The 17,614-nt window shown below is 35.2% G+C and carries 13 protein-coding genes; 6 read left to right on the top strand and 7 right to left on the bottom strand.

All coding sequences use genetic code 11. From position 1 onward, the window contains the following. Positions 1–237 precede the first annotated feature (237 nt). On the top strand, positions 238–1,404 hold the full coding sequence (locus tag PKC55_RS13530; RefSeq protein ID WP_291128808.1) for a BamA/TamA family outer membrane protein: 1,167 nt from the start codon (positions 238–240) through the stop codon (positions 1,402–1,404). Between the two features lie 5 nt (positions 1,405–1,409). Here PKC55_RS13530 and PKC55_RS13525 read toward each other — a convergent pair whose 3' ends face one another. Together PKC55_RS13525 and PKC55_RS13520 are read right to left on the bottom strand one after the other, a co-directional pair. Continuing rightward, entirely contained in the window at positions 1,410–2,750 is a 1,341-nt protein-coding gene (locus tag PKC55_RS13525) for a sensor histidine kinase (protein WP_324373410.1), read from the bottom strand. Next, a complete protein-coding gene (locus tag PKC55_RS13520) occupies positions 2,747–3,436 on the bottom strand; it encodes a response regulator transcription factor (RefSeq protein WP_291125976.1) in 690 nt (229 codons plus the stop codon). The genes PKC55_RS13525 and PKC55_RS13520 overlap by 4 nt, the downstream gene beginning before the upstream one ends. A 561-nt stretch (positions 3,437–3,997) precedes the next feature. Here PKC55_RS13520 and PKC55_RS13515 point away from each other — a divergent pair. The 5 genes from PKC55_RS13515 to PKC55_RS13495 are packed head-to-tail and all read left to right on the top strand — an operon-like array spanning position 3,998 to position 10,455. Next, complete coding sequence (locus tag PKC55_RS13515) at positions 3,998–5,470, top strand: TolC family protein (RefSeq protein WP_291125978.1); 1,473 nt, start codon at positions 3,998–4,000, stop codon at positions 5,468–5,470. A gap of 33 nt (positions 5,471–5,503) precedes the next feature. Next, a complete protein-coding gene (locus tag PKC55_RS13510) occupies positions 5,504–6,493 on the top strand; it encodes an HlyD family secretion protein (protein ID WP_291125981.1) in 990 nt (329 codons plus the stop codon). Positions 6,494–6,501: 8 nt separating this feature from the next. Continuing rightward, positions 6,502–7,686: an ABC transporter permease gene (locus tag PKC55_RS13505; RefSeq protein ID WP_291125984.1), complete on the top strand. Its 1,185-nt coding sequence runs from the start codon at positions 6,502–6,504 to the stop codon at positions 7,684–7,686. Between the two features lies 1 nt (position 7,687). After that, positions 7,688–8,878 carry an ABC transporter permease gene (locus PKC55_RS13500; RefSeq protein WP_291125987.1) on the top strand — a complete coding sequence of 397 codons (1,191 nt, stop codon included), beginning with the start codon at positions 7,688–7,690 and terminating at the stop codon, positions 8,876–8,878. 32 nt (positions 8,879–8,910) lie between these two features. Continuing rightward, positions 8,911–10,455 carry a M20/M25/M40 family metallo-hydrolase gene (locus PKC55_RS13495; protein WP_291125990.1) on the top strand — a complete coding sequence of 515 codons (1,545 nt, stop codon included), beginning with the start codon at positions 8,911–8,913 and terminating at the stop codon, positions 10,453–10,455. Positions 10,456–10,465: 10 nt separating this feature from the next. On the opposite strand, the gene PKC55_RS13490 is transcribed toward PKC55_RS13495, so the two are convergent. From PKC55_RS13490 to PKC55_RS13470, 5 genes are all read right to left on the bottom strand, one after another. Then, a complete protein-coding gene (locus PKC55_RS13490; protein ID WP_291125992.1) occupies positions 10,466–11,473 on the bottom strand; it encodes a DUF5106 domain-containing protein in 1,008 nt (335 codons plus the stop codon). Between the two features lie 307 nt (positions 11,474–11,780). Next, on the bottom strand, positions 11,781–12,908 hold the full coding sequence (locus PKC55_RS13485; protein WP_291125994.1) for a clostripain-related cysteine peptidase: 1,128 nt from the start codon (positions 12,906–12,908) through the stop codon (positions 11,781–11,783). A gap of 47 nt (positions 12,909–12,955) precedes the next feature. Further along, positions 12,956–13,798: a peroxiredoxin family protein gene (locus PKC55_RS13480; protein WP_291125996.1), complete on the bottom strand. Its 843-nt coding sequence runs from the start codon at positions 13,796–13,798 to the stop codon at positions 12,956–12,958. 72 nt (positions 13,799–13,870) lie between these two features. Beyond that, positions 13,871–16,561, bottom strand: a complete 2,691-nt coding sequence (locus tag PKC55_RS13475; RefSeq protein WP_291125998.1) for a FimB/Mfa2 family fimbrial subunit — start codon at positions 16,559–16,561, stop codon at positions 13,871–13,873. Positions 16,562–16,590: 29 nt separating this feature from the next. Further along, entirely contained in the window at positions 16,591–17,532 is a 942-nt protein-coding gene (locus PKC55_RS13470; protein WP_291126001.1) for a FimB/Mfa2 family fimbrial subunit, read from the bottom strand. Positions 17,533–17,614 lie beyond the last annotated feature (82 nt).

The raw sequence follows: 17,614 nt of genomic DNA, 5'->3' as shown, positions 1-17,614 counted from the left end.
TAAGAATTCGAGGCTTTCTTTTTTGTGGAAAAGCATTTGAAAAGCTCTCATAAAAGGATTTTCCGCCCTTAGACAAGCAAAAACACCTTAAATATCATTTTAATAAAAGACAGAAAATCATTAGAATGGAATATCTAATTTTAATAACTTTCTAATTGAAAACAAGATGAATAAACAAGCTGGAGACTCTATTTTTGTATCGTGAAAAAACCGACAAATAAATCCCTAATAAATTATATGCGAAACAAAATAACACTTTTTCTCCTTATAGGAATAGTAACAACAGTGAGCGCACAAACAAATAACGAGAAAGACACAATTATAGTTGAAAATAAAGGCTTTATAAAACCGGCGATTAGTTATATCGAAAATACAGTTTTTCAATATTTACAAAAATCCGATCAAACCTCATCAGACAAATCTTTTAACTATTCTGTAATCGGAGGCCCTTATTATACGAATGAAACTAAGGTTGGTATGGGGCTTATAGGCTCAGGGCTATTTCGGCTACACGGTTGTGAAAAAGATAATGATCCGTCTAATATATCTTTATATATCAACGCAACCTCCTCGGGAGCTTATGCTCTTGGAATACGCAGTAGTATTTATTTCCCTAAAAAGAAATATTGGATAGATTCAGATATTTCTTTTTCCGATACGCCTTCCCAATATTGGGGTGTTGGTTATAATGCAGGAAGATATTCATATTACACTGATTATAACATACAAGATATGCAGGTAAACGTCAATTTATTCAAGAAAATAGATAACCATACTGCGATAGGTTTGATAACAAATACTCGAGATATAAGGGGCAAATATTTTGATGATATGAATGTGCTGAATGGAGAGAAAAGAAAAATCACAGCTATAGGTGCCGGAATGAATTTAATCTATGATTCCAGAGATAATATTACTGAACCTCATAAGGGAATCTATACAAAAATAGGAGATGTATTCTATCCTAATTTTTCTAGTAACACTTCAGGATTTAACAAAACAGAGATGACATTCAGATATTACAAACAACTCAATAAGAGAACTACCGTTTCTTTTGATCTTGGAGGGCAATTCAATAGGGGGGATGTCCCTTGGAACCTTATGGCTCAAGCGGGAGATGCAAGCCAAATGCGTGGATATTATACAGGACAATACAGAGATAAAAATTTCATAGAATCACAAATCGAATTAAGACAGCATATTTACAAACGAAGTGGTATGGTTGCATGGGCAGGTGCAGGAAATGTTTTTCCTAAATTAAGCGATTTCAAGAAAAAAGAAACCTTGTCTACTGTTGGTCTTGGATATCGTTTTAGGGTTAAAGACCAAACTAATCTTCGAATTGATTACGGGATAGGTAAAAGTCAGTCTGCATTTTATATTAACATAAATGAAGCTTTTTAATATTCTTAGTTCAGAGTAAATTCAATCGTAAAAGTGGTTCCTTTATCTACAACAGAATGAATATTTATTATGCCTTTATGCAGAACTATTACTTTTTTTACCAAAGCTAACCCGATACCATTCCCCTGTACATATTTTTTGTTAGTTCCCCGGAAAAACGGAGTAAATAGATGTTCTATTTCATCCTCGGGAATACCTATACCGGTATCTGAGAATCGCAAAATAACTCTTTTGCCAATAAGTGAAATTTCAATAGTAGAGGTTTTATTATGCGAATATTTGCAATTATTCTCCATTAGATTAACAAAGGCTGTCTTTAAAAGATACTCATTTCCAATAATAGATAGTTCTGTATTCTCCATAATACCTTGATTGAAAATAAGCTTAATATCATATTCAGGATTTCCTTTTAAAACTAATTCTACTGCCTCTAAGAGTGCTTCATCAATCTTTACGGGACTCATTGACATATTGTTTTCATCGTAACTGGCTTTTGCCAAATCGAGTAAACCATTAAGCAGTTTTATCAGTTTACTTGTATCCTGACGCGAGTTTATTAAAGTATTTCTATATTCTTCTGCCGTACGTTCTTTTAATAATGATAGATCTATTTCTCCTATAAGTGTTGCCAAAGGTGTACGAAGTTCATGTGATACATTGCTTACAAACATTTTCTGAGATTCAAAGGATGTCTCTATTATATCCAATGCTTTATTAAATGATGCTGCAAGTTCTCCAAATTCATCTTTCTCATTATATCCTACCAGTCGTAAATGGAGTTTATTAGCCGTTATATCTTTCATTCTATCCGAAATAGTTCCTACCGGTTTTAAAACAGATTTTGCGAGATAGTATCCGAGGGCACATGCCGCAAGTAAAGAAACCAAGCTTAATATAAGAAGGTAAAGAACCAATTTTTGCATTTTGATCTGTCCATAGTTATCATGTCCAGATGTAATTACTGCATAATTTACATTCTGATGAGTAAAGAGAAATCCGATGGTCTGGAATTTCCCTTCATTTTTCGTATAATCTTCTTTTGTATCAAATATCTCTTTTAGTATAGTTGTTATTTCTTGTGTTCTGTTAGAAATACGATCTGCGTCGGTATAAAGAAGTTTGTAATTACTATCATATATAGAAACATCTATTTTATCTAATTCTTTCTGGATAACTTTTGCTTTCAAAAAAAGTTCTGTTCTTGCAGCACCTTCCTTTTTCAGATCTACATAAAATTCCTGCATCCTTACCCTAGTGGATACAATATAGTTGAGTGCAACAAATACAAACATTACAGCAGTTATCACAGCTGTAATACGAAGAGCTATCCTAGTGCGTATTTTCATTCTCCACTCTTTAGTATAAAACCTAATCCCGGACGAGTGTGTATGAGTTTCGAATCGAACCCTTTATCAATCTTCACCCTTAAGTAATTTATATAAACATCAATGAAATTAGTTCCCGTATTGAAATGAGTATCCCATACCTTTTCAGAGATTTCAGTTCGTGAGAGTACACGTTCGGGATTCAGCATCATATATTGCAACAAGTTAAACTCCTTGGGGGTAAGTTTCATCTCTCGATCACCTCTCGTTACGGTTTTATTATCTAAATTTAATTTTATATCGGCATATTCTAAATGATCTGTTTTAACCGTTGCCGATACGCCATTTTTTCTTTTTAGCAGAATATTTATACGAGCATTTAACTCTCTCAAATCAAATGGTTTTACCATATAATCGTCCGCACCCGAATCAAAACCATCTAGTTTGTCATCTGTTGTGACTAAAGCCGTAAGCATAATAATTGGAATTTCGGGCTGAACTGCCCTTATCTCCTTACAGAGTTCGAAGCCATTGATATGCGGTAGAATTACATCTGTAATTATTAGATCATATATATGATTATTTACGAGGCGTTTTCCCATTTCTCCATCAAAGGCCAAGGTAACAATATAGCCAAATTCTTCCAACCCTTTTTTAAGAAGTTCGGCAATCCTCAGTTCATCTTCTACTACCAATATCTTTTTCATTCGTAATGTTATTAATGTATTAACAATAATCTGTATTTAAAGTTTTGTATAACCTTTTGCTTCCAGATTTGCAAAAGAACCTATATATAGAGGGTTTATCAAATACGAATATAAAAACATATTTACCTGAGTTTTTTATAATTGATTTTGTGCTTTAAGATAGCCACCACTTCGTATCATAGGCGATAGAATTTATTGAGAAAATCAAATAGTAAAATAAAACAAAATATACTAATCTTTATCAACTAACTATATATATTTTACATGAAAAATAACCAATTTACCTTTATACAATATTTACTTTATAATACAGATAATAATAGACAAGCTCAGATTATTAAATACACATATTCTCGGGTAATAACACAGACGATCGAACAACTCTTTTAACTCATATTTCTACCTATTATACAAGCATTAGAAAATCATTAGAAACCAAAATTCAATTCTAATATTTTTGTAATGAAACTTCTGATAAATAAACAGTTGACTCCCTCTACCTTTGTGATACGAAGATTAATTTGAAGAGTTAATATTAAAAAATTATAATAGTCAATTAATATGAAGTTAGTTTATAATACCAAAAGAACTTTTACTCGCCAAGTCATCATCACTTGTATTTTCCTGTTTCTTTCAGTAGCTTCTTTATCAGCGCAAGAGAGACAAAGGCAGATAAGCTTTGAAGAGGCATATCAACTGATGAACAGAGACAATAAAACATTGAAGATTGCAAATAAAGAAATGGAATGGGCTAAAAATGAACAACAGCGGCTGAATTCTTTTTGGTACCCGCAAGTAATGACAACCGGAGCATATATGCATATGGTGAATGATATAGAAGTGAAAGAACCATTATCTCAATTTACAAATCCGACTACAGATTTCATTCACTCTATAGATCCGAGTGAACAGTTTATATCCTCTATTCTTAATAATTTAGGCAAAAGTTCTTTCAGTGTTCCTATTTTACCACAGAATATGACAAGTATTGATGCTATTGTTACCATGCCGGTTTTCACGGGAGGAAAACGAATATATGCCGGGAAAATAGGCAAATTAATGGTAGATATTGCTGAAATAAATAAAGAGAAAATAAGTGCAGATCAACAAATCCTTTTAGTTGAAGCTTATTATGGTTTGCGTCTAGGACAAAGAATAGTAGAAGTAAAACAAGAAACATATAATGCACTTGAACATCATTACCAGAATGCATCGAAACTCGAAGCCAACGGAATGATAAATAAAGCTGAAAGGCTATTCCTTCAGGTAAACAGGGATGAGGCCAAGAGAGAACTTGAGATTGCAGTGAAAGATTTGGAAATAGTAAAAAACGCCTTTAAAACACTAACAAAAATAGAGTCAGAAGATAATATCCTCACTACCACACCCATGTTCATTAACGAATCTCTACCGGAGATTATATATTTTAAGAATCTTATTATAGAGAAAAACCATTTGGTTAACGGATTGACGACACAACAATACATTCAGAGAAACGAAGTAAAAATCGCTAAATCAGCCTATTTTCCGAATATAGAATTGTTCGGAAAACAAACGCTCTATTCGAATGGAATTCCTAAAAATATAGCCCCACGCACAATGGTAGGCGTTGGTTTCTCATGGAATATATTCGACGGACTGGATCGTGAGAAGAGAATAAAGCAAGCAAAAATAAAGAGCGTCATTTTAGAAACTGAGAAGGAAAAGATTGTAGACGATATAGCTCTGACTGTAGATAAGTTCTATAATCAAACTCAATCAGCGTTGGTGAATGTTTCTGCTCTTAAAACCACAATGGAGATGAGTATGGAGCTTGTACGTTCACGTCAAAGAGCATTTACCGAAGGCATGGCATCTTCATCCGAAGTAATTGACGCAGAGCTAATACTTTCAAAAGTACGTATAGCAACTCTAATGGCTTACTACCAGTTCGATTCGGGTCTGATAAATCTATTAGCAGTATGCGGAATACCTGAAACATTCCATCAATACAGCCTATCGGGTAAGGACGAAAGTCAGATTCTTTTAAAATAAAAACACTTAAAAAAAAATATTAATCATACAGTTATGGATAAAAATAAAAAATATATAGCAATAGCATTTGTAGTGGTACTTATTTTAGTAGTTGTTATCACTACTGTTGGAATTATTTCTTTGGGAAACAAACCCGAAATACTACAAGGACAAATAGAGGCGACAGAGATCCGTATATCAGGAAAAATACCGGGACGTATCGATAAATTTTATGCAGAAGAAGGGCAAAATGTAATGAAAGGAGATACACTCGTAATTATAAACAGTCCCGAATTCTCAGCAAAGTATGATCAGGTAAGTGCATTGGGTAATGTAGCGATCTTTGAAAATCAAAAAATAGAGGAAGGCCCTCGCAAGCAAATTGTAGAGACAGTACGTCAGGTATGGGAAAAGTCAAAGTCAGACCTCGAGTTGGCAAAAACTACTTACAACCGGATTGAATTACTTTACAAAGATAGTGTAGTCACAGTGCAGCGTTTTGACGAAACAGTAGCATTATATAAAGCAGCACAAGCTGCTGAAAGGGCAGCCTACCAAGAATACCAAATGGCAAAGGACGGAGCGAGAAAACAAGACAGAGAAAGCTCAAAGTCTATAGTCAATGCCGCCAAAAGCACAGTAAAGGAGATTGCCTCCCTTTTAGAAGACACAAAATTAATTGCGCCTGAATCAGGACAAATTGCGGTTGTTTACCCTAAGCGTGGAGAATTAGTGGGCCCCGGAACACCTATAATGTCACTCGTGGTACTTGACGATGCCTATGTAGTATTGAACATAAGGGAAGACCTCATGCCGCACTTCAAAATGGGCGGAAAATTCAAAGGAGATGTTCCATCTATCAATCAGCAAGGAATCGAATTCGAAATATATTATGTAAGTCCATTAGGGAGTTATGCTACATGGAAATCTACGAAACAGAGCGGCTCGTATGATATGAGGACTTTTGAAATAAAAGCACGCCCAACAGAGAAGGTTGCTGACCTTCGTCCGGGAATGTCGGTACTTGTAACAATGAGTAAATAAGCCTTTGAATGAGAACAGCAAAAACAAACAAAGCATTCTTTCTTGTCCTCAAACGAGAACTGGCAAGAATAACATCACGAAGGCTATACTTTGGAGTATGTATTATTCTCCCTTTATTTTGTATATTCTTTATGAATACAATCTTTGGCTCGGGAGGTATGGAAAACATACCTATAGGCATTGTAGACATGGATCAGACTTCAACTTCGCGACAAATAAGCCGTACTCTGAGTACTATTCCTACTGCTAAAACCACAAAGTACTATTCCGATCCGAAAGCGGCAAGAGAAGCCACTGTAAAGAAGGAAATATATGCATATGTTGTTATTCCCAAGAATCTAGAATCTGACCTACTGGGTAAACGTGATGCTACTATCCCATATTATATTCATTATGCTCTTTTGAGTGTAGGTGTAGAAATGGAAGCCGCACTCGAAACTGTTCTGGCAGAAGTCTCTTTAGCTCCTATGGTAGGTGCAGGAACAGCTGCGGGAACAGATCAAGACAGAATCGAAAGCGTTATCTTACCTGTCAGTTTTGAGGCTCATCCTTTATTCAATCCGTCCTTAGACTATTCTATATATCTTACGAATCCGTTCTTTTTTGTCCTGTTACAAATAATTATCATATTAGTTACAATGTATGTTTTAGGATCTGAAATAAAGTTTAAAACGGCTGATGAATGGCTAAAAACAGCTGATATGAATATTTTTATTGCAGTTACAGGCAAACTGCTACCTTATACGATTATGTATATTATTATGGCTATTTTAGGTAATTTCGTGATGTTCAATATATCGAATATACCCTTGAGTGCAAGTTTTCTTTTCGTCAATCTGGTCACTGCGTTATTTATTATTGCTACGCAGGCTTTCAGTGTTTTTATATTTTCTCTTTTTCCGGCCTTAAGCATCATCATTAGTGTAGCATCAATGATTGGTTCTTTAGGAGCTACTCTTTCGGGGGTGACATTCCCGGTTTTTGCTATGCCTCCGCCAGTTTATTACTCTTCGTTTCTTTTTCCAATAAGACATTTTATCGAGATCAACCAGAATATTTTATACGGCAACTATGGATTCGCTTATTCATGGCAACATATAGGTATCTTGCTTATATATGTTTTATTGGCTCTACTAACATTACCTCGTTTGAAAAACGCAACATTAAGTCATAAATATCCAGACATTGAATAATATGAAAAAACAATTGAACATAATATCAACATATATTATAAGAGAGTTTAAAACGATAGCTACCAGCTATTCTATCTTGTTGGTACTCATTGGAGGTATATTTATTTACGGGTTGTTATACAACTACATGTATCAGCCAAACCTTATTCGTAGCGCACCTATAGTCATTGTAGATATGTCTCACTCACCTTTGAGCCGTGAATATACAAGGTTGCTCGAAGCCTCTCCACAGGTAACGATACATAGCTTTTCTACAGATATTAACAGTGCAGAGGAATTGATGAAAAAGCAAGAAACGGTAGGTATTATTTATATTCCACAGGATTTTGAGACAAGAATGGGACGTGGGCAACAATCAGTGTTTTTAGCGATGGGAAATACGAGTGCTTTTCTCAATTTTGCATCCATCCAGGAGGCTACGGTTGGTGCAATGCTTGAGCTTGATACACGCCACCGCTCCGACATGGTAGTTTTCCTTCCCTTAACAACACTTTATGCAATGTCGCAATCACAAACCGTAAACATCGTTGGTTCTCATTTGTTTAATTATACAGAAGGATATGGAAGTTACCTTATTCCGGCTGTGCTTATTGTTATCATATTTCAGACATTAATGATGGTGATAGGTATGATAACAGGAAATGAGCGCCATGAAAAGTCTATTCTTTATTATGAAAAAAACGGTTTTAGATTTGGAAATATGGCTTTAATAATATTAAGCAAAACATTTGTTTACAGTATGCTTTATACCGTATTTGCATATTTCCTGATAGGATTATTACCTAAAATATTCAGCATACCCGATATTGGCAATACTGGGGAAATCATAATGCTTTTGATCCCATTTTTCTTAGCATCTTGTTTCTTTGGATTTACATGTTCTATTTTCTATACCGATTCTGAAAGCCCTATTCTTATGGTAGCTTTCTTTTCTGTAGGGCTTGTTTTCCTTTCAGGAATATCTTACCCACTCGAATTAATGCCCTGGTATTGGCAAGCTGTGCACTATATTATTCCCGCTCCTTCCGGCGTTTTGGCATATATAAAGGTAAACTCGATGGGAGCCTCATTAGCTGATATCAAAACTGAATACATAACGCTTTGGATACAATGCTTCGTTTATTTTATTACTGCTTGCTTAGCATACAGGTATAATATCAAGAAGGCCAAAGCAGAATCGATTATTGCATAATCAAATAAAAACAACACCCTAAAAATTAAAATATGGAAGCAAAAAAAATTATCATCTTTTTATTGGTCATAATTGTTATTCTTAGCCTTGTTTTTATCATAAGAACTATTACGTATAAATTTGGAAATACGGCAAATGGTTCAAGTAATAAAGAAGCCGTAAACACGAAGCCTTCTGAAAAAGCGATTCGTCGTTTTGCAGGTGGAATACGAATTCCTACAATCAGTAATGAAACTTATAATCAGACAAACTTTAAACCATTTGATGAGTTTAAAGAATATCTAGCTCAGGTATATCCTGAAGTGTATAGAGTAATGGAAACCGACACCATAAATACATATGGATTAGTGTTTCATTGGAAAGGAAAAAATAGTAGCCTGAAGCCTATACTATTTCTATCTCATTATGATGTGGTTCCTGTAATTGGCTATGATCCGGCAATGATGGATACAAGCGATACCGTTTTGCAGATAAATGACAAGCCCATACCTCCTATTCAGTCTATTCCTGACAAATGGGATTATCCTCCATTTTCGGGCGCAGTAACAAACGGACGCATATATGGCCGTGGTACACTTGACATGAAGGTTATGCTGTTTTCTCTCATGGAAGGTGCTGATAATCTTATAGCAGAAGGTTTTCAACCGGAAAGAGATATTTGGTTCGCTTTCGGTCACGATGAAGAAGTAAGTGGACGTCAAGGAGCTCTTAAAATTGCAGACTATTTTAAGCAAAAAGGATTAAGGTTCGACGCTGTTTACGATGAAGGTGGTATTATCGCAAGTCCGGGTTCAGCTATGGAGATGATTCAAAAGCCTATGGCTCTCGTAGGTATTGGCGAGAAAGGTTTCCTTACTTTACAACTAACGGTTAAAGGCATTGGCGGGCATTCTTCCATGCCTCCGGCTAAAAGTTCGTTGATATATGCAGCAGAGATAATAGAAAAACTAAATGAAAACCAATTTCCAGCACGTATAATTTCTCCGATAGCATCTTTTTTTGATAATATAGGCAATGAAATGAATTTCTTCGCTCGCATGGCAATAGCTAACCAATGGATACTGAAACGACTATTGTTAAAAACCATGGAGAAAACTCCGGCTTCGAATGCCCTGGTGCGAACAACAACTGCTGTTACAATGGCGAAGGGAAGTGATGCACCGAATGTATTGTCATCAGAATCAGTAGTAACTGTAAATTTCCGTATCCTACCCGGAGACTCAGTTGCCGACGTTATTGAGCATGTTAAAAAAATATGTAACGGTTACGATGTTAATATAGAAGTAATATCTCAACGCGAACCTTCGGGTATCTCACCTATAGACGTCAGAGGATTTGAAGTCATAAAAGAAAAAATAGCACAAATATATCCTGAAGCAATAGTAACGTCATACATTACCATAGGAGGAACTGATGCCTACAAATATCAGATTGTAAGTGATCATATCTACCGTCTTTTACCTCTTGAATTAAATCAGTACGAACAGCGTACAATTCACAATGAGAATGAATACATCTCGCTCGAAAACTTCGGAAAAGTGCAATGGTATTTTAAAGAAATAATGAGAACTTATTAAAAACCTTCAATCAAAATCGGGAGGTATCATTATCATATATCATTGATGATGATACCTTTGTTTTTAGAAAGAGTTCAATGTCTGCTGCATTGGCGTCTTTAAGTAATACTCTTTTTTCCTTATCTAAAAGATAAAGAGATGGTATTGCCTTCAAATCATATAATAACTTATTCTTCACCTCTTGTTTCTGGTCATAACTATTTATCCAAGTTTCGGGAATATCCGAAAGATGCTTCTTCCAAATACTCAAGTCATCATCCGGATAAAATGCGAAAATACTCAACCGCCTTTCTGCCAGAAGAGTATTGATTATTTTTGATTGTTTGAGGTAAGTAACTGTCTCCGAGCAGGCATGACAATCAGGGTTGTAAAACATCAATAAAGTATATTCAGACTTTATCTGATGTAGTGTTCTCTGTTTCCCTGCTTGAAGAGTATAGATGAAATTTGTCGCAACATTTCCTTTACGGTTCTTTTGCATCATCATTAAGGAAAACTTTGCGCGTTCTTTCGTTGTCAGATCATTGATCGTATCTTTAAGTATGCAGTCAACAACAGGAATATAATATTCATCATCCCGCATCGGTGAATTAGCATCGTATAGATACTTTTTATACAAATCCAGAAAATATGAATATACTTTGTTCGTCTTATCTTGCCTTATAGAATGTTCTAACATTTTGGTTATCGAAGAGTAGACCTTTTCATTCTCTACTTGAGGAAATATATTAATATAATCTACAAATGCCTGTTCTGTAATCTCGGGTAAATGAATATAGGTGGTGTCGGCAAAATCGAAATTATCCCAATAATGAGACAATAGATAATCAGCTCTTTCATTGGCTTGGGTTAATGCGTCAGGGATAGCCACCATACGGAATGTTTTTGGTGTTAATCCGAGTTTATCCTGATCCATTCTCTTATTTTGTTCAGACCCTTTTTTTATACATGTCACAAATAGAAGCCCTAGTACTAACAGAATGACTATTGGATAGATAACCCATAATAAAATTTTCATTATACTATATTTTCTTATCATACCTCTATTTTTATATATTTTTCTTAACTATCATATAACTGAAGACAATTACAGTAAAAATAATATTTTTTGTTTTTCCATCAATAAAATATATCGAGTTAATCATCTATTCTTAAAGAATCAAATTCAGCTTTATTGATATCTGTTATTAAATAATATTCGTTTTTAATGTAAAAAAAGCCATGCGAATTATCCCAACCCACATGGCCGCAAACTTTACAAAACTACACACAGGCTTGAGACTCGCCTGTATTTCGATATGATATTTGTGCCAGAATGTTAATTATCATTCTAATTCTACATTAACTGAAGCTTTATACCATTTCAAGTTCTTATATTCTGTATTTAAATAAGAGTATTGCTTTTGGCCTATATATACCGTCAACCCCGAATGTTTTCTTATATCAAAGCCGTTATAATCCTTCATAAAGGATAAGGTGGATTCCTTCCATAAAACACAATTGGAAATCAAACTCTTTAACATATCTCTCTGTGCATCTGTTTCAAGCAATGCACTGTAATAATCTTCGAAATCAAAGAATAGACTATAAGAATATCTGTCGAAGTGTTGAATTGTATTTATATCAACTTGCTTAGATAAGTCGCAATTATCTTTAAGCCATCCGGCCAACCTATCAAGTTCTGACGTTCTAATAATAGAAAATGTCACCGAATGTAAATACCCCGTCTTATTATCAAACCAAGAGAAAGCATCCTTTGCAAACAGTTTTAGTCCATCTAAAGAACCCGATAACTGATTTATACTATTGGGATAAATTGCAGTAAAGCCAGGAGATATGATCTCTGCTGAGGATGCCAAAATATAATTTGTTTTTTCTTTTAATTCGTAGGCGACTTCTACACCAGCCATGAAACAAGCTTCAAAGATGATGTATTCAAACGTATTATCAGGAATGGCCTGAGCAAAATCAACCAGTTCCATTTCATGCTTCTTATCCATAATAATAGACCTTGGGCTTGTTAATGTAGCCTGAGGTAACCAGCCAGAAGCATGCGAGAAAATGATGAGACCGTATGAGGAAGAGGGATAAAGACTTGTCACTTCTTTTATAACACGGGACAAAGTTTCTTTGCTTGCAGAATTCTCCTCGTTGTAATTATAGATTGTTTTCTTTATGTTTTGCCCATTCTCTGTGGCTATTTCTATTAATGACGGGGTAGTATCGGCTGAATCCGTATATATCAACAACTTTTTATCAGCACTGCCTTTCCATCCTTGCCTAATAGCCTCTATTTTCTGGTAAGTTTCGGAAGATAAATTGTTATCACCTCCCAAATAAAGAAGGATTAGATGTTTGTTAGAAGTTACAACAGAAGTGTTCTCATCTTTCTCACAGGATACAAAGAATATCCCAGAAAAGATAATTAGAGCTATTTTTATTATTGTCTTCATTTTTTATTTATATATTATCAGCTGGAATGTAATCAAACAGAAATAATCTAATCCAATAATTTTGTTTCTTGCAGATTTCTATACTGATCTACTACCATTCCATCTTTATCTATCACAAGCATCTCAGGAGTAGCTGCTATACCAAAACGTTTAAAGTTTATACCGCTAAACGATTGATAATCGCATAATTTATCTGGCCATGGGTATTTTCGAATATTCTGTTCAAAAGCCTCATTACTCCCATCTGCAGATATTGTCACAACTCTGATTCCTCTTTCTGTCAATTTACTGTAGTTATCTGCCAGCTCATCCAATAAATGTTGACAAATACCACAACTACCATCGTAAAATAAAATTAAAGTCGAATTTACCCCCGTCATAGATTGTAATCCTTCAATCTGAGGAGCTTTATTTCGGGGAAGTCTAGTGGACACAAGAAGACGTGTTGCAATTTCACTATATCCATCGGCCGGCACATCTATTCCATAAGCATAAGCAACAATAGCCGCTGTAGCATCTGGATATTCTCTCAAAGCATTATTATGAGCAATAACTTTAATAAAAATTTCTATATTTTCCAGAGATTGTTTTTCCAAGCGATCTATTAGTCTCTTAGAATCTCTAACTAACTTTTCTGTTCCACTCTTATCCACGTACAGTTTTATCCAGGCATTTATATACTGTTTTGTGAGACCAAGCGAATCGAGTGAGACAAAATTGAGTGAATCAACCGTATAAAGTTCTACTTCTACAATTTCTTCTGATGTCCCTCCTTTCTCCATTTTTTCTATTATTTTTTCTATATAATGCTGATTCTTTTTCCCACACGAGACAATCGCAAGAGTAAGTATAAAAGATACGATTAAAGCGGTCAAACTATTCCTAATCATCAAGTTTCTTTTTTTATTCAGAACGAGCAATGGAAATTTACTTTCCATTGCCGGTTCTTGTTGATTTTTATTTTAATCTTGTACACAACGTACAGGCAAGATAGCCGTAGTACTCCGTCCTGTCTCAGAAGCTAATTTGGTCGAACTTCCAACTAAATTTGTTCCACCATTTATCCACCAATAACCTAGCTGAGACCAGCTTGACCATGTATAATAAGAATCCGAAACCCAATAGAAAGCACCTCCTGTTAATGTAGCATTTACATTCGAAGAGTTTAGTCCTGTTATAGCCGGTCCTGCCCACCATTGAGCACCTTTCTTTCCTTGGGTATTTGCTATATCCTGAGTTACCAGATTTATTAGACTTGAAGCTTCTCCAGTTGCAGGTAAATGCCACCCAGCAGGACATGCTGAATATCTATTATTATCCGAATAATAGTACTGTCCGTTACTTGCTGATGGCGGATAAGTAGATCCATTTCTCCAATTCGTCCCACTAATAGCTCCACCAAAATACACAGCACTTGCTGTACCTTCTTTAGAGTTTTCTACCATCCAGCATTTCGTTCCATACATATGAGTCAAATAAGATCGATTACCGATTTTCAAAGGAACTGCTACTCCGTTTATACCGCAAGCCACAGGATTAATCTGCACTTGCACATCCTCATATTTACCTGCAGGATCAAAAAGTGTAAATATAATATACGACGAAAGATCAGCTTCTGTAGACGGTTTTCTTAAAGTAAAAAGTAAAAGATCGCCGCCTGCTACGTTGTAGCCTCCATTTTGGTTCATATCGAATGAAATCAATAATGATTGAGGATCACTCACGCTTTTGATTTTCCACAAGCTATTCGACTTTATCCTCATACTTTGTTGTGAATTATCTAAGATATAATATTGATTTAGTACAGACTGTACCCCATAGCGTATTTGGCGCAAATAGATCGTTTTGGTAGTGAAACCGGCTCCATTAGATAGAGTAAAGTCAATTTTAGATGCCTTCTCTATAAGAGGATTTGCATCTATTTCGGCCTGAGTCAGAGCTGTAGGAACAATCGTAAAGGTTTGTTTTCCTGTACCTCCAGCAGAAGTATTAAGTATACCATTCAACCCGGGAGTATCAGAACCTGAACCAAAGCTAAAAGGCTTTCCGCCCAATCCTAAATAAGTCAAACCACATTCCCTATCAATAGGCATCCACGAAGCTACAAATTGTTGACTAGCAGGAATTATACCTGCCGATTGACTCTCAAATATAAGCTCATTGATTTCTACACCGTTCAATTTTTTCAATCTCAGTTCGAGTGGAGGAACCATACTTTGTCTCACTTCAATCTTATAAGTGAGCCTTCCGGCACTGATAGTAATATATCCGAGTCGATTTGCCCCCGAATTATTTTCAGTCAGAATTAGTTGCATATCGGTAGTAACATTAGCATCACCTTTATTAACTGAAGTTTTTAACCAATCGTTTATAGGATTACCGCTGTCATCGATGATAGAAGTTACTTTCCACCCTTGTATACTACCATCATTACTTTTGTAGTCAGTCTTAATGCTTACTGTATTATCATCACTAAATGTAGTATAAGCACTTTTTGTAAAGTCAAACTTCCCTTGAGAAACTGCAAGCATAAACTGCCCATCGAATTCAATATTGCCAATCGCAGCTTCATCCCAGACAACAACCTCCGCCTCAATATTGATAGGTCTTGAGTTGAATGCATCTTCTTTAGTACCATACCCTGCCGATTTCACTTTGGTTATATTAATTGTGTATAGGTGGTTTCGTAGTATATCCAAATAAGTCTTCCCATTAGCGATATCAACACGATAATAACTAACCTCGGTAGAACCATTATATTTGCCTCCCAGCACCAAAGTTGTTACTTTACTCAGATTCACTTCAGAAGCTGTCTTCGGTACTAAAGATTCGAAAGTATATATGTTATTAATAATACTATTGTTTATAACAATACCAGAGCCTTCATAGTCGATAGGCCCTTTAGTTGTTGTACCTGTTACGGTGGGCTTTTCCACGGTTGAGCTGCTACCTGGCACAAGATTTTCCGCATCAGGAACAATCCTTCCCGAGCTATAATAGTTATATAAAGACACGCTTGATAGAGCAAAACTATTCTCGCTTATTGATGGATCTATTTTGACATTAATCTTGGCAACCATACGTAATAACTTCAAGTCTGTAATTGTAGTATTATCTTGAATTATTATATTATTAGTCGTTTCTCCCCACATCGGAATTGGTAAATATCCGGCAGTTTCATTATTTACATTCCATTTGTTTATACCTGTAAGTTGCAATTGTTGCATTATGGCATCTTTAGACGCCCCCTCAGTAATACCTCCGGCAAAAGTATTATCCAACTGATCTTTCGCATTAGCCAAAGCAACAAATCGGTATGTCTGGGTACCATCTTTAAAGAGAGTAACAACAAACTTTTTCTTATTATTAACTCCATCATCGACTATCGATCCTTGCTCGGCTTGTGCGCGATAAGCGAAGGTTTCGTCATTTCCATTTACTTTAAAAGCCAATATATCAATAGATCTAACTTCATTTTCATCGTTTTCAACCAATGCATATGTTCTTGGCAATTGAGCCGGCATACTTATGCTAAATGGCACTTGTACTTTACCTTCTTTCGATACGGGAAAGTGATCTCCTTCTTCATAATCGTCACGACAGCCGATTAGTACCAAAAGTAATGGTAGTATATAAAAAAATATTTGCTTCATCGATTATCTGTTTTCTATATTATTATGAGTTATTGTAATTCTGTATTATCCATATTTACGACCCATCCATTAATGGTAACCGTTATATCCATATTAGATTGCCCGGGAACATAAGGGCGAGCAAATGTCAATAGAATGTCATATGTATATGTATTTTCGATATCTATCACCTCTCCGCCTTCATTCACTTTTTCGATAAGAGTCATCAGGTTGGCCTGATAGACAATCTGGCTGTTTATAGGACTTAGAATTTTCAGGATAGGATCTTTACGGTCTTTACTCAATCTGAGTATATTCTGTGAACCTGACAATTGTTGATCTCCGCCAATTAGCAGAGAACTTGTATAATGAACCTCTTCCGTATCGGAAGCGAATGAGTTGTCAAATTTATAAATACCGTTACGTGCTGTTATAATCAGCTTGTAATCGTTACTGTTTGGTACGAAATTTTTCGTCTTAATATTTATTGTATTTGTATTTCTTGTAAGAGACAATCTCACACTTTGATCTTGCTCTTCTTTTACATCTACCGATGTTCTGTAGGCATAAAATAATGCCGGAGGATTTGTTCGGACAGTATCATCTTTATCTTTTTCAATATATACTCGTCTTTCATCTAAATTCGAGTAGCTGTTTTGTTTATATGGATCTTCTAAATTTATCCATGAAACAAAAGTGTATGTGCCTGGCTGAAGAGAAATAGTCATGTAATAATTTGTTCCGAATGATGGTTGAGCATCATGCTTTTCTTGCATAAAGTTGCCATCTTTATCAAATATATAAAGCTTTACATCGTTTACTTCTTTTGTATCCAGAATAGTACCTGAGTAGATTCGAGGTGTGTATTCAAAATATACACGTATATCTTTATTTTCGGGAAGGCAATCTTCCAGCTTCTGGTCAATACAAGAATATTGCATTGAAACTAACAGAATCAGAAATAATAGCGGTATATATTTCAAGTGTTTCATTATAAATATTTGTCAATAAGAGAATCTTTTTATTGAGTTAATCCGTATCGCAAAGTATCATTGCTTTGCGATACCGGTATTA

Source organism: Dysgonomonas sp. (genome assembly GCF_035323175.1).
GTDB lineage: Bacteria > Bacteroidota > Bacteroidia > Bacteroidales > Dysgonomonadaceae > Dysgonomonas.
Note: the sequence above shows the minus strand (reverse complement) of the source record. Positions and strands in the feature narration are given on the sequence as shown.